The sequence below is a fragment of the Pseudomonas cichorii genome (genome assembly GCF_018343775.1).
Lineage (GTDB): Bacteria > Pseudomonadota > Gammaproteobacteria > Pseudomonadales > Pseudomonadaceae > Aquipseudomonas > Aquipseudomonas cichorii.
Window position 1 is genome coordinate 313,370 of the sequence record NZ_CP074349.1, and the last position, 13,438, is coordinate 326,807.

Consider the following 13,438-nt stretch of genomic DNA (forward strand, 5'->3'; position numbering starts at 1 on the left):
TTATCGGGTTGGGCTACCGTATCGCTTTTGCAATACGAGCGTTTGGAAAAAAAGGGAGCAAACATGACAAATGGAGCGGGATGGCGGTCACGATTACTGTCCGATTACTGGTTTACCTATTTACCTGCCGACTTGCAGGATAGCTTGCTTGACGCTGCTCGGCAGCGGCGCAAGACACCCGGCAAACTGCTGTTTGAAAAAGGTGACCCTCCGTGCGGGCTTTATGTCCTGCTCGAAGGTTCTGTGCGCATGGGGGGCATTGACGAACAGCGCCTGGCGCCACGGCTCAAGGAGGTCCGGCCGCCTTACTGGTTTGGCGAAGTCTCGCTGTTTGACGGCATGCCCCGCATGCTGGATGCGTACTCGGTGGATCAGACGATCTTCCTGCAGATCCCCCATGAAACACTCGTCCAGTGGCTCGAAAAGAACCCGCAGCACTGGCGTTACTTCGAGGCATTGCTCAGCCACAAGCTGGGCCTGGCCTTGCCCGGCACCGAGAAAATGAAGCAACTGCCCGCCCGTGCCCGCGTGGCCTGGCGCCTGTTGCTGCTGTGCGAAGGTTATGGGCACTTGAGCCACGCACGACGCCTTGTCACGCTGGACGACATCCTGGCCTCGAACACCTTGTCGCTGTCCCGACCTGACGTACTCGAAGCCCTCGACGATCTGCATCAGCGCAAGATCGTGCGCCTTGGCGAGGAACAGGTGGAAGTCTTCGATGTGGTCGGGTTGCGCAAGGTTGCCAATTTCTCGCGGGCCAGGGTTATGGGCTGAGCCCGACAATCACCTCGCCAACTCATTTCGATACTGCTCCGGCGTTTGTCCTGTCCAGCGTTTGAAGGCGCGGTTCAGGCTGTCGATATCGGCAAAGCCCAGCAGGTAGGCGGCTTCGCTCAGGGAAACCTGTGGGTCGCTCATGTGCAGCAGTGCCAGGTTCTGGCGACATTGCTTGAGCAGCAGGTCATAGCGACAGCCTTCGTCGGCCAGGTGCCGTTGCAGGCTGCGCGGGCTCAGGTTCAAGGCTTGGGCAATGCTTTCGGCCGAGGGCTCACCTTCCGGTAGCAGGTTCTCGATGGCCGAGCGTACGCGCTGTTCCCAGATCAGCGGCTGGAGCTGTTCGCTATTGTGGGGTGGCTCGCTCAGTTGCGAGGGGTTGTCGTCCAGATGGCTGTCGAAGTCGGCGCACGCGAATGTCAGCAGGTTTTCTGTTGCCGAGAAGTACAGTCGCGCTCGGAAGAAGTCCTGCCAGGGTTGGGGATTGGCGGGTGCGGGTCGCTGCAAGTGGACGCTCAGCGGGGCATAGTTGCGGCCCAGCCGGTTACGGCAGGTGCGCACATAAATGGCGGCAAACGCATCCAGCACTTCATGGGCGGGTGCCGCAGAACCTGCCGGTGTATTGAAGCGAAGCTCGTAGTGCTCATCGACTCGCTTGAAACTCAAGGCCAGTGCGTCATCGGCCATCGAGTGATAGCGCACGATGCGCTCGAATACTTCCCGCAAGGACTCGCTGGCCACCAGGGTGTAGCCCAGTGCATGAAAGGTGGTCGGGCTGACGAAGCGCGAGACCCGCAAGCCCAGCGCCGGATCATGGCTGGCGTCAACCGCCAGTTGCCAGAGTCGATGGGTTGCGTCTGGTGAGTATTCGGCGTTGGGAGCGTCAATGAGGTGGGGATCAAGTCCGGCGTCCTTGCACAGCGCAAAGCTGTCCAGGCCCAGAACATCGAGTTGTTTGCGCAAGGCGCGGGTCCAGGTGGAAAAGCTGTTTGACTCGGGCATATGAATGACCCTTCCTGTCATCGATTGTTACTCACGTCGGGCGGTTCCGACAGGTATCGATGGCAACTCCTTTGCACGATACCGAAATCAGAGCATGGAAGCATTTATGACAATTGTGCAAGTGCCGGCTGACTGAATGCATAACGAGTCATATGAAGATGCGGGTGATCGAGCCACGTTGTCCACTGTAGCTTTCCTGTAACCCGTCGGGTTTATCTTCCTTCCTGAAAGCAATTTTTAGAGGGATCGTCCTTGAGACAGGGGGCGGTTCCTTTTTTTTGTGTCTCATATTTGTTTTGGTTATTAATAAATAGCTACTTATTCCTTATCGGATATAAGTTTCCTCCCTATACTCGTTTCATGAGTGCCCACATGCAGGAGGCGAACCCATGCATAACGAGTCGATCCGTTACCTGATCGTGCCAGGCTGGCAAGGGTCGCCTGAGGATCATTGGCAAAGTCACTGGCAGGCCAGTCTCCCCAACAGCGCGCGCGTCGAGCAGTACGACTGGCTCAAGCCGCGCCGTGAGGACTGGGTTGGCGAGTTGCAGCGCATGATTTCTGCGCAAGACACGCCGGTGATCCTGATCGCTCATAGCCTGGGTTGCATCACCGTTGCGCATTGGGCGCAATTGGCTCCGCTGGAGTCCTTGCGTCAGGTGCATGGTGCGCTGTTGGTGGCCCCCGCTGATGTGGAGCGCCCCAACTGCCCTCCTGCATTACGTAATTTTGCACCGATTCCCCAGGACCTCCTGCCGTTCCCGACGCAGATCGTCAGCTCGGACAACGACCCTGCCGTCAGCTCCCAGCGTGCCCTGGAAATGGCTCGCAACTGGGGCGCGGAAGTCGGGTTCCTGAGTCAGGCGGGGCATATCAACGTCAAGTCGGGTCATCAACGCTGGGAGCAGGGTTTCGCTTACCTGTACCGCCTGCAGAACCGTTTGGAACAGCACGCACGTCGTCGGGCATGAGTTCATACCTGGCGGCCATATCACGTTTTCGTCGGGCCATTTCGGGTCTGCCTGTTTTTAACGCTTGAGTCTGGCAAGGCTCAGGCGGGAGTTTGTCATGAGCCTTGAAAATTTTGGTCAGCCGCTGCTGACGTTCCCTGAGGCGGACAAGAGTCCCCTCAGTATCCGCGCCAAAGCACTGGTTTTCATCGATCCACGTTCTCGTCAGTTGCGCGAAGAAATGGAACAGCTGGCTCCGCGCTCGCTGCCGGTTCTGATTCGCGGCGAATCCGGCACCGGCAAGGAATTGCTGGCGCGGCACATTCACCGTGGCAGTGACCGCTCCGGGCTGTTCGTGTCGGTCAACTGCGGTGCCATCAGCCCGTCCTACGCCGATGCGGAGTTGTTCGGCTATGCCGCAGGCGCCCACAGCGTTTCGGGGAGCAGCCGTGCTGGCTGGTTCGGATCGGCCAATGGCGGCACGCTGTATCTGGATGAAATCGGCGACTTGCCGCTGCCGATTCAGATCAAGCTGCTGTCGGCGCTGGAAAACCATGAAGTCACCCGCGTCGGCGCACATCAACCCAGCCCCGTTGATGTGCGGCTGGTGGCTGCAACCAGTATCGACCTGGCCCAGGCTGTGGAAGCCGGGAAGTTTCACGAGCGGCTTTATCACTACCTGAGCGAAGGGCGGCTCGATCTGCCGGCCCTGCGCGAACAGCCCGGCAACATCCTGCCGTTGGCGGAATACTTCGTGGGCATCTACAGCCAGCGCCTGAACCTGCCGGTGCAGTTGCTCAGCGATGAGGCGCAGCATGCCCTGCAATCCCACAGCTGGCCCGGCAATACACGGGAACTGGAAAACGTCATTCACTTTGCGCTGCTGGTCAGCAGTGGCGAAGAGATTCTGCCGGAGCACCTGAACCTGCCACAAAGCACCAATCCGGTTGCAGAGGTCGAGCGGCTGGTGGGCCAGATACTGGTGGATGCCAAGGAAGAACAGCTTCTGGCCGTCAAACGGTTGCTGGAGCGCATTCAGTCCAAGGATTGAAACGTCAGCCCTGTTTTTGTCCTGCGCCCCTTACGGGGCGTTTTTTTGCGTGCAATACGGTGGTTAAAATCAAACAGATATAAGGACGTATCAAAAAAATCTTTTCTAGGAATAAGAAAGCCCGGTAATGTCCGCTCCATGCCCCCGATAGCCTGTGCATCGGGGGCAACACATTGGTGAGCTGTCGTTTCCACGACTTTGATTTCCTAAGGACATTGCATGAAAAAGACCTTGTTGTTGACCGCTCTGGCGGCTGCGCTTTCCATTGGCCTGGCTCAGGCTGGCGAAAAACTGGTGGTTGGCGCGACACCTGTCCCACACGCTGAAATTCTGGAGCTGATCAAGCCAACTCTGGCCAAGGAAGGCGTGGATCTGGAAGTCAAGGTCTTCACCGATTACGTGCAGCCTAACGTGCAGCTCAACGAGAAGCGTCTGGACGCCAACTACTTCCAGACCAAGCCTTACCTGGATGGCTTCAACAAGGGCAAGGGCGCCAGACTGGTGACCGGCGTCGGCGTTCACGTAGAACCTTTCGGTGCTTACTCCTCCAAGCACAAGAGCCTGGCCGATCTGCCAGAAGGCGCAACCGTTGCCATTCCAAACGAAGCCAGTAACGGCGGTCGTGCACTGCTTTTGCTGCAGAAGGGCGGTCTGATTACCCTCAAGGACCCGACCAACGCCCTGTCGACGGTAAAAGACATCGCCACCAACCCGAAAAAACTGAAGTTCCGCGAGCTGGAATCGGCTTTGCTACCGCGCTCTCTGGGCCAGGTTGACCTTGCGCTGATCAACACCAACTACGCGCTGGAAGCCAAGCTCAGCCCGCGTAAGGATGCACTGATCATTGAAGGCTCCGATTCGCCTTACGTGAACTACCTGGTCACTCGCGAAGACAACGCCAATAGCGACGCTATCCAGAAGCTGTCCAAGGCGTTGACCAGCCCTGAAGTGAAGGAATTCATCAACAAGAAGTACGACGGCGCGGTATTGCCAGCGTTCTGATTGTTGATCGGGTTCGGTTAATACCTTTCCCGTTGTGGGAGGCAGCTTGCTGGCGACTTCAGCATACGACGCAGAATATCGGCCAGTTTCAAGGCCTTTTTCGCCAGCAAGCTGCCTCCCACAGGTATTGTTTGTGCTTGTGCCTTAACTGATCGGCATTACTCTGTGGGAGCGGCTTCAGCCGCGAAGCCTCCTAGCTCTTTCCGCGCTATGAATATTCCATAACGGTATTTAAATTTAGTTTCTTATACCTATAAAGTTCTGACTCTATATTCATCTACATGTTTTGGAGTCGGAGCCTATATGTCCGCAGCCGCCCTCGCTTCATCGTCTACCCAAGCCGCAGAGCAACAGTTCGAGGTGCGTCCATTCACCGGCAAGGTGGGTGCGGAAATCGTCGGGCTGGATCTGTCCAAAACCCTCAATGACGCCGACTTTGCCCGTGTGCACAAGGCGCATCTCGATTACCACCTGATCGTCTTTCGCGACCAGCACATCACCCCGCAGCAACAGATCGATTTCAGCCGCCGTTTCGGCGTGTTGCAGATCCATGTGCTCAAGCAGTTCCTGCTGGCCAACCACCCGGAAATCCTGATCGTCTCCAACATTGTCGAGAACGGCCAGCCTGTGGGTCTGGGAGATGCGGGCAAGTACTGGCATTCGGATCTGTCCTACAAGGAACTGCCGAGTCTGGGCTCGATGCTGTACGCCCAGGAACTGCCAAGCGAAGGCGGCGACACCCTGTTCGCGGACATGCACCTGGCCTGGGAAACCCTGCCGCAGCATCTGCGCGAGGCGGTCGAAGGTCGTTCAGCCGTTCACAGCTATACCGCCCGCTATGCCGAAGGGCATAACGCAGCCAGCTGGCGCCCGACTCTGACCCCGGAGCAACTGGCCCAAGTCGTGGAAGTGACCCATCCGATCGTCCGTACTCACCCGGAAAACGGCCGCAAGGCGCTGTTTGTCAGTGAGGGGTTCACCACCCGCATCGTGGGGCTGCCGGAGGACGAAAGCCGTCAGATTCTGAGCGAGATTTATGCCCATAGCGTGCGTCCCGAGCATATTTATCGCCATCAATGGCAGCCCAACGACATGGTCTTCTGGGACAACCGCTCCCTGATCCATCTGGCAGCCGGTTGCCCGGCCCATCTGCGACGCAAGTTGTATCGCACCACCATTCAAGGCGATGCGCCGTTTTGATTCAGGGGAATTGGTCATGAATGCTGCAGTGCAAAGCCATACGGCTAGCGAAGGTACAAACACGCAACAGGCCACTCAGCATGCTACTGAGGCCTTGTTGAAGGTTCAGGACGTGAGCCTTGAATACCGCACGCCCGAGCGGGTAGTGCGGGCCACCCACCAAGTCAGTTTTGAAGTCGATCCGGCGGATCGCTTCGTACTGCTCGGCCCTTCCGGTTGCGGCAAGTCCACCTTGCTCAAGGCCGTGGCCGGGTTCATTCAGCCCAGTGAAGGGCAGATTCGTCTGGCAGGTGTGCAGGTCAAGGAGCCAGGCCCGGACCGGATCGTGGTGTTCCAGGAGTTCGACCAGTTGCCGCCCTGGAAGACCGTGATCGAGAACGTGATATTCCCGTTACTGGCTTCGCGCACGCTCAAGCGTCCCGAAGCTCTGGAGCGTGCGCGTTACTACCTGGAAAAGGTTGGCCTCAGTGCCTTTGCCGACGCTTACCCGCACACCCTGTCCGGCGGCATGAAAGCCCGGGTGGCGATTGCACGTGCCCTGGCGATGCAACCGAAAATCCTGCTGATGGATGAGCCCTTTGCGGCTCTCGATGCCCTGACCCGACGCAAGATGCAGGAAGAACTGCTGGAGCTGTGGGAAGAAGTGCGTTTCACGCTGCTGTTCGTGACGCATTCCATCGAAGAAGCGCTGGTGGTCGGCAACCGCATTCTCTTGCTGTCACCTCATCCGGGTCGTGTGCGTGCGGAAATCAACAGCCATCAGTACGACCTGAAAAGCCTCGGCGGCATCGGTTTCCAGCAGACCGCGCAGCGCATCCATCGCTTACTGTTCGATGAAGGCGAAACCGGCCAGGCCGAGTCCGAGCTGAATTTCCAGGATATCCGCATCGCTTATTGAGGCCCGTCCAAGCGCCTCGACCTGAACACAGAGATCCCGACATGAGCCTTTCACCCCCCGTTCGTGAAGAATACGAAGTCACGCTGGAGCCCTTCACCCAGAAGGATCTGGTGCGCGATATCCCCTTGGCCCAACGCATCTGGCAACGGGGCTGGGTACGCAAGAGCGTGATCATGGTCCTGCTGGCCGTGCTCTGGGAAGTCGCCGCACGTATCCAGAACAATGACCTTCTGCTGCCCAGCTTTCTGCAAACCGCCACGGCGTTCTATGACGGCATCATCACCGGTGAATTGCCCGGCAAGGTCTGGATCTCCCTGAAGGTACTGATCCAGGGGTATGTGATCGGCATTGTCCTCGCGTTCGGCCTGACGACCCTGGCGGTTTCGACCCAACTGGGCCGTGACCTGCTCAGCACCCTGACCGCGATGTTCAACCCGCTGCCTGCCATTGCCCTGCTGCCGCTGGCGCTGCTGTGGTTCGGGCTTGGGCAGAACAGCCTTATCTTCGTGCTGGTGCATTCGGTGCTCTGGGCGCTGGCGCTCAATACTTACGCCGGTTTCCTCGGTGTCTCGGAAACCCAGCGCATGGCTGGTCGCAACTATGGCCTCAAGGGTTTGCGCTTTGTCTGGCACATCCTGATTCCGGCTGCGCTGCCTTCGATTCTCGCTGGCCTGAAAATCGGCTGGGCCTTCGCCTGGCGCACCCTGATCGCGGCCGAACTGGTCTTCGGCGCGTCCTCGGGAAAGGGCGGTCTGGGCTGGTACATCTTCCAGAACCGTAACGAGCTGTATACCGACAAAGTGTTTGCGGGGCTGGCGGCGGTGATTCTTATCGGCCTGCTGGTGGAAAACCTGCTGTTTGCCAACATCGAGCGCCTGACCGTCAAGCGCTGGGGCATGCAGCGTTAAGTGCATGGAACGCTTGGTTTCTTATCGTCTTTCGAATTTTTGTGAGGGTTTCATGGTTACTTCTTTCAAACGTCCGGTACTTACTGCACTGGCAGCAGCTCTGGGGCTGGCAGGCGCACTGCTCAGCGGTGGCGCGCAAGCCGAAGGCAAGATCAGCATCGCCCAGCAGTTCGGCATTGGCTATCTGATTCTGGATGTAGTGCGTGATCAGAAACTGATCGAAAAGCACGGTAAAGAGCAAGGCCTGGACATCAAGGTCGACTGGAACAGCATTTCCGGCGCTACCGCCATGAACGAAGCATTGCTGGCCGGGGCGCTGGACGTGGTATCGGCAGGCGTGCCACCGATGCTGACCATCTGGGACCGCACCAAGGGCAAGCAGAACGTCAAGGCCATTGCCTCGCTGGGCTCGATGCCCAACTACCTGCTGACCAACAACCCGAACGTCAAAACCCTGAAAGACTTCACCGACAAAGACCGCATCGCCGTACCGGCGGCAGGGGTGGGCTTCCAGTCGCGTACCTTGCAGATCGAGACGGCCAAGGAGTTCGGAAACGAGAACTTCAAGAAGTTCGACAACATCTCCGTCAGCCTCGCGCACCCTGACGCCACCTCGGCGCTGATTGCCGGTGGTTCGGAAATCAACTCGCACTTCTCCAGCCCGCCCTTCCAATACCAGGCGCTGGAAAACCCCAACGTCCATAAAGTGCTGAGCAGCTACGACGTGCTGGGCGGCCAGGCCACCTTCAACGTGCTCTACACCACCGAAAAATTCCACGACGAAAACCCCAAGACCTACAAGGCGTTCTACGACGCGCTGGCCGAGGCCGAGAAAATCATCAAGGCCGACAAACCGGAAGCAGCCAAAACCTACATCCGCGTCGAACAATCCAAACTGCCGCTGCCGCTTGTAGAGAAAATCGTCTCCGACCCGGAAATCGATTTCACCATCACCCCGCAACGCACCTTCATCTATGCCGAAAAACTGCATGAACTGGGCGTGTTGAAAAACAAGGCTGCGAGCTGGAAGGATTACTTCTTTGAAGAAGCTCATGGCGGATCGGGTAGCTGATGGTGGGAGGCAGCTTGCTGGCGACTAATATCTGTAATCGTCCGGCGAACTCACCTACCCGATCCCAGCCATAAGGGCGATGGTGTCCACCTAAAAAATACGTGGACACCATCACCCTTCTTGTCAGGATTTCCATGCGCCAAAGAACCTCTTACCCCAAGCCCTTTAAAGCCCAAGTCGTCCAGGAATGCCTACAACCGGGCGTATCAATGGCCAGCGTTGCCCTGCGTCACGGCATCAACGCTAACCTGGTTCGAAAATGGATTCCTGCGTATCGCAATTGCCAGCCACCGACGCCGCCCGCTTTTGTTCCAGTGAAACTCGCGCCCACAGCCCAGCCAGATCAGCCAATACCTATCAGCCTCGAGATTCCTTTCGGCCAGCAAATACTCACCGTGAAATGGCCATCTTCAGACCCAGATGGTTGCGCCCGCTTTATCCGTGGGCTTGCCCAGTGATCCGCATCGACGCCATCTGGCTCGCCACTGAGCCTATGGACATGCGCGCCGGTACGGAAACAGCATTAGCCAGAGTGATTGCGGTATTTGGTGCGGCGAAGCCGCACTGCGCTTATCTCTTTGCCAATCGACGGGCCAACCGAATGAAAGTCCTGGTGCACGACGGTGTCGGCATCTGGCTTGCTGCGCGGCGATTGAACCAAGGCAAGTTTCACTGGCCTGGCATCCATCGTGGCCTGGAAGTACAACTCGACAGCGAGCAACTCCAGGCGCTGGTGCTGGGCTTGCCTTGGCAGCGAGTCGGCGCGGGAGGCACCATCACAGTGCTATAACACCTTCTATTAGCCCATCGGTTTATCGCCGCTGATCGCCTGCTCTGGCACAATCAGCGGCATGACTTCCTCGCCCAGCCTCGACCAGATGACACCAGAACAGCTACGCGCCTTGGCCGAGCAGGCCTTGCAGTTGCTGTCCCAGGTCGACTCGATGGGCCAGAAGATCCAACGCCTCGAAACGGTCAATGAGCAGCTTGCCCATGAGATCGCGATCCTCAAACGCCACAAGTTCGCCAAGCGCAGTGAGCAACTGAGCCCTGACCAAGGCAGCCTCCTCGACGACCTGCTCGACACCGACCTTGCAGCAATCGAAGCCGAGCTGAAGGCGGCCAATCCGCCAACTGCACCGGCCGAGCCTCGTGAGAAACCCAGACGTGCGCAGCTGCCTGCGCAGTTTCCACGCACAGTGATCCGCCACGAGCCGGAAAACACTCAGTGCGCTTGCGGTTGCCAACTTCAGCGCATCGGCGAGGACATCAGCGAAAAGCTGGATTACACACCGGGCGTGTTCACGGTAGAGCAGCATGTGCGTGGAAAGTGGGCCTGCCGCCAGTGCGAAACGCTGATCCAGGCACCGGTGCCGGCCCAGGTAATCGACAAGGGCATACCTACTGCAGGCCTGCTCGCTCACGTGATGGTGGCGAAGTTCGCCGACCACTTACCGCTATACCGTCAGGAGAAAATCTTCGGCCGCGCCGGTTTGGCAATTGCGCGCTCAACGCTAGCCCAATGGGTCGGGCAAACTGGCGTGCAGCTTCAGCCTTTGGTTGATGCGCTGCGAGAAGCAGTACTGGCGCAGCGAGTTGTCCATGCCGACGAGACGCCGGTGCAGATGCTCGCACCCGGCGAAAAGAAAACTCACCGCGCTTATGTATGGGCTTACTGCACCACGCCATTTTCGGCGCTTAAAGCGGTGGTCTACGACTTCAGCCCAAGTCGCGCGGGTGAACATGCCCGCAACTTCCTCGGCTCCTGGAACGGCAAACTGGTGTGCGACGACTTCGCAGGCTACAAGGCCAGCTTCGAGCTGGGCATCACCGAAATCGGCTGTATGGCTCACGCCCGCCGCAAGTTCTTCGATCTGCACGTGGCGAATAAAAGTCAGTTGGCCGAACAGGCACTGCACTCGATTGGCGGTTTGTACGAGGTTGAGCGGCAAGCCAAGGAAATGGGCGATGAAGATCGCAAGCGATTACGTCAGGAAAAAGCGACGCCCATCGCTGAGAAGTTGCACGAATGGATGCTGGCTCAGCGCGAGCTTGTGCCCGAAGGATCGGCTACGGCCAAAGCTTTGGACTACAGCTTGAAACGCTGGGTAGCGCTGACGCGCTACCTGGACGATGGGGCTGTGCCCATCGACAACAATCCTGTCGAGAACACGATAAGACCATGGGCCTTGGGGCGATCTAACTGGTTGTTCGCAGGATCGCTGCGCAGTGGTAAGCGGGCTGCGGCGATCATGAGCTTGATCCAGTCGGCGCGCATGAACGGGCATGATCCGTATGCGTATCTCAAGGATGTGCTGAGCCGGTTGCCGACGCACAAGGCCAGTGAGATTGACCAACTTTTGCCGCATCAGTGGATGCCGGGCTGACTTGCGCAAGGCGTGTTCCCCGTACGCTTACTAATATCTGTCGGTTTTCTGCACCTTAACTAATCGCTATTACTGAGTAGGAGCGAATTCATCGCGATAGGCCCTTACATCCGAAGGACATGTATCGCCTTCAATGACGCCTCGCGAATGAATTCGCTCCTACGCAGTGCTCTGCAAACCAGCCAGTGCATGCCTTTGCCTGCCGGTTTTGCTCTTTCTTCTGTATGAACTTTCTTGGAAAAGCCTGAGCCCTTGCGCCAGAAAGCTGCCTCCTACAAGTTTTGTTTGCGCCTTAACTGATCGGTATTGCTGAGTAGGAGCGAATTCATTCGCGAAAGGCTCAGGAGGCGCTTGGAAATAAATATACTAGCCATACGAGTACAAAAGATCTTCGATTATATCTAGCTCTTGCTTGGTAAATGGCAGGTGGTCGTAATTTTTTCATGCGTTCCAGTACGCCTCTGATTGGGATTTGGCGTGAACGATCTTCCACGATTTCTGTAAGTCGGTCAGCCTCTGGATCTTTGTCTTTCAGATATTTTATTATTAGATTCTTTAATGAGTCACGCGCTTGCTCATCGTTAAGCATTTCATGGTTCCGCCCGTGTCGCCTGGCTCAAAAGGACTGATAATCTGCAGTGTCAGCCGAATGCATTGCCCTCTAAAGATTCTCTATGTCTTTAGGGCCACCATCTCTGATTAATCTTTCCATGTCATGAATGAAGAGTTTCATTTTCTGAGTGTCATCAGATCTGGTTAGCTCTTGCCTTAAAAGCTTTATAGATTCGGATATCTTTTTACGTTCTGCGTTTGGTAGGTTAAGAACAAGGTCAAATTCATTTATGGATAGGGCGGGAACTTTTTTGCGCATGTGGTAATAACAACCTATATTGTCAAATAGATCTTCTGCGTCTTTTAAGTTGAGAGTCACTGTATCTAGATATTTTCTGAAAGCATTATTTAATATAAGGTCGGGCGTTTTGTGTGTTTTTAGAAAACTGCAGAGTCCCGCCCAGTTTATAACGTGCAGCTGAGTACCCCAATCAGGGTCAGGGGTGAAATAATTTTTTAGCCCCCTGAAATAGTCTGGGAATTCATTTCGGTTTAAGGCGGTTTCAAAATTGCTTCTCATTGAGGTTTTTCCAGTCGTCAGCGTTTTCAGGCCGTATGAATTTCTGTGGGCCAAGACAGGGTTGCATATGATTTCACCAATAACAGCATGCACTGCATAGTGTTCACAATTTCTCAAGATCTATAGTGCATCCTTTTTTTATTAAACTTTCAATCTCTTGGGGGAATGTGTTATTGGGTAAATCTTTATTTTTTATGTCGTACTCTTCCCTCAAAAAACGGAAAAGTCGGCCGACAATAATTTTGCTTACGCTGTCGAGGCTTTCGATTAGGTCGTAGTTTTCGTCAGATAAAAATGGAATTTTATTTTTTAATGTATAGTAAGACGATATGTTGCGCAGTAGGCTTTCAGCATCGTTATAGGAATCGTCGAGGTATCTTAAGTATTCTTCAAATATATGGGTCAGTAGGCTTTGTGCGGGCTTTTGCTTTTTGAGAGTACTGCACATAATTTGCCAATTACTTACGTATAAATGGTCGCCCCAATCTGAGCCTCTTGCAAAATAAGTGCCTTCTCCCTTGAAGAATTTTGAGATCTCATCATTATCTATTGCTGCTTCAAATTTATTTTTCACTGATGTTTCCCAGTAATTAAAGCGGCGTACTCGACTCCTGAGATCGCCATTATATTTTTTCAGAAGTTTATCGTGTCGATATTGCCGAGTATTGCCGTTATTTTATCAAGAAAATCTTTTTCGGTTGTGAGGTTTTTGTTATCGATTAGATCGAAAAAAACAGAGCGCATCGAGAGCTGCAAAGTATCAAACTCTGCCCTGATGCGCGCATCGCTCCATGAGCCAGGGCCATTTTCGTCCGGTTTCGGTGACGAGGCGTTCGCCTTGCCAGAGGAGTTCGGTGGGGTGGCCGTCAACGGTCTTGGGGATGCGGCTACCGTCGGACCTATTTACGTTCGCTAACGAAAATCCTGCCTCCGATCACCTAATCCGACAACCTTTTCCCTTTCTTCTGCGTGAAGTTTCCGAGAGAATCCTGAGCCCTTGCGCATGTGAATTCTGGCCTCTAGGCTGCGTCGGTCACTGAATATCAGTGATCGGGTTTAGCA

14 protein-coding genes are annotated in these 13,438 nt (G+C 55.7%); 11 read left to right on the top strand and 3 right to left on the bottom strand.

Going from position 1 to position 13,438, the window contains the following annotated elements:
- Window positions 1-63: 63 nt before the first annotated feature.
- Window positions 64-774 (top strand): Crp/Fnr family transcriptional regulator, encoded by a 711-nt coding sequence (locus tag KGD89_RS01500; protein WP_025258061.1) that lies wholly within the window; start codon window positions 64-66, stop codon window positions 772-774.
- Between the two features lie 9 nt (window positions 775-783).
- Here the strand turns inward: KGD89_RS01500 and KGD89_RS01505 are convergent, their stop codons facing one another.
- A complete protein-coding gene (locus KGD89_RS01505; RefSeq protein ID WP_025258062.1) occupies window positions 784-1,776 on the bottom strand; it encodes an AraC family transcriptional regulator in 993 nt (330 codons plus the stop codon).
- A gap of 389 nt (window positions 1,777-2,165) precedes the next feature.
- On the opposite strand from KGD89_RS01505, the gene KGD89_RS01510 reads away from it, so the two are divergent.
- The 10 genes from KGD89_RS01510 to tnpC all read left to right on the top strand — a co-directional run bounded on the left by KGD89_RS01510 (window position 2,166) and on the right by tnpC (window position 11,244).
- Window positions 2,166-2,747: an alpha/beta hydrolase gene (locus KGD89_RS01510; RefSeq protein WP_025258063.1), complete on the top strand. Its 582-nt coding sequence runs from the start codon at window positions 2,166-2,168 to the stop codon at window positions 2,745-2,747.
- 97 nt (window positions 2,748-2,844) lie between these two features.
- On the top strand, window positions 2,845-3,777 hold the full coding sequence (locus KGD89_RS01515) for a sigma 54-interacting transcriptional regulator (protein ID WP_025258064.1): 933 nt from the start codon (window positions 2,845-2,847) through the stop codon (window positions 3,775-3,777).
- 219 nt (window positions 3,778-3,996) lie between these two features.
- Window positions 3,997-4,779: a MetQ/NlpA family ABC transporter substrate-binding protein gene (locus KGD89_RS01520; RefSeq protein ID WP_025258065.1), complete on the top strand. Its 783-nt coding sequence runs from the start codon at window positions 3,997-3,999 to the stop codon at window positions 4,777-4,779.
- A gap of 303 nt (window positions 4,780-5,082) precedes the next feature.
- Window positions 5,083-5,979: a TauD/TfdA dioxygenase family protein gene (locus KGD89_RS01525; RefSeq protein WP_025258066.1), complete on the top strand. Its 897-nt coding sequence runs from the start codon at window positions 5,083-5,085 to the stop codon at window positions 5,977-5,979.
- Between the two features lie 16 nt (window positions 5,980-5,995).
- The gene (locus KGD89_RS01530) at window positions 5,996-6,877 is read left to right on the top strand and encodes an ABC transporter ATP-binding protein (protein WP_025258067.1); all 882 of its coding nucleotides are present in this window, start codon (window positions 5,996-5,998) and stop codon (window positions 6,875-6,877) included.
- A gap of 41 nt (window positions 6,878-6,918) precedes the next feature.
- On the top strand, window positions 6,919-7,785 hold the full coding sequence (locus KGD89_RS01535) for an ABC transporter permease (RefSeq protein WP_025258068.1): 867 nt from the start codon (window positions 6,919-6,921) through the stop codon (window positions 7,783-7,785).
- Window positions 7,786-7,837: 52 nt separating this feature from the next.
- On the top strand, window positions 7,838-8,857 hold the full coding sequence (locus KGD89_RS01540) for an ABC transporter substrate-binding protein (protein ID WP_025258069.1): 1,020 nt from the start codon (window positions 7,838-7,840) through the stop codon (window positions 8,855-8,857).
- 134 nt (window positions 8,858-8,991) lie between these two features.
- Window positions 8,992-9,315 (top strand): IS66-like element accessory protein TnpA, encoded by a 324-nt coding sequence (gene tnpA, locus KGD89_RS01545; protein WP_081741908.1) that lies wholly within the window; start codon window positions 8,992-8,994, stop codon window positions 9,313-9,315.
- A complete protein-coding gene (gene tnpB, locus KGD89_RS25900; RefSeq protein WP_244165752.1) occupies window positions 9,258-9,647 on the top strand; it encodes an IS66 family insertion sequence element accessory protein TnpB in 390 nt (129 codons plus the stop codon). The genes tnpA and tnpB overlap by 58 nt, the downstream gene beginning before the upstream one ends.
- Before the next feature lie 61 nt (window positions 9,648-9,708).
- Complete coding sequence (tnpC, locus tag KGD89_RS01555) at window positions 9,709-11,244, top strand: IS66 family transposase (RefSeq protein WP_025258071.1); 1,536 nt, start codon at window positions 9,709-9,711, stop codon at window positions 11,242-11,244.
- Between the two features lie 661 nt (window positions 11,245-11,905).
- On the opposite strand, the gene KGD89_RS01560 is transcribed toward tnpC, so the two are convergent.
- Both KGD89_RS01560 and KGD89_RS01565 read right to left on the bottom strand, forming a co-directional pair.
- Window positions 11,906-12,493 carry a hypothetical protein gene (locus KGD89_RS01560; RefSeq protein WP_176767559.1) on the bottom strand — a complete coding sequence of 196 codons (588 nt, stop codon included), beginning with the start codon at window positions 12,491-12,493 and terminating at the stop codon, window positions 11,906-11,908.
- Window positions 12,480-12,950, bottom strand: coding sequence for a hypothetical protein (locus tag KGD89_RS01565; protein WP_025258073.1), 471 nt, complete (start codon window positions 12,948-12,950; stop codon window positions 12,480-12,482). Before KGD89_RS01565 ends, KGD89_RS01560 begins: the two co-directional genes overlap by 14 nt.
- Window positions 12,951-13,438: the final 488 nt, after the last annotated feature.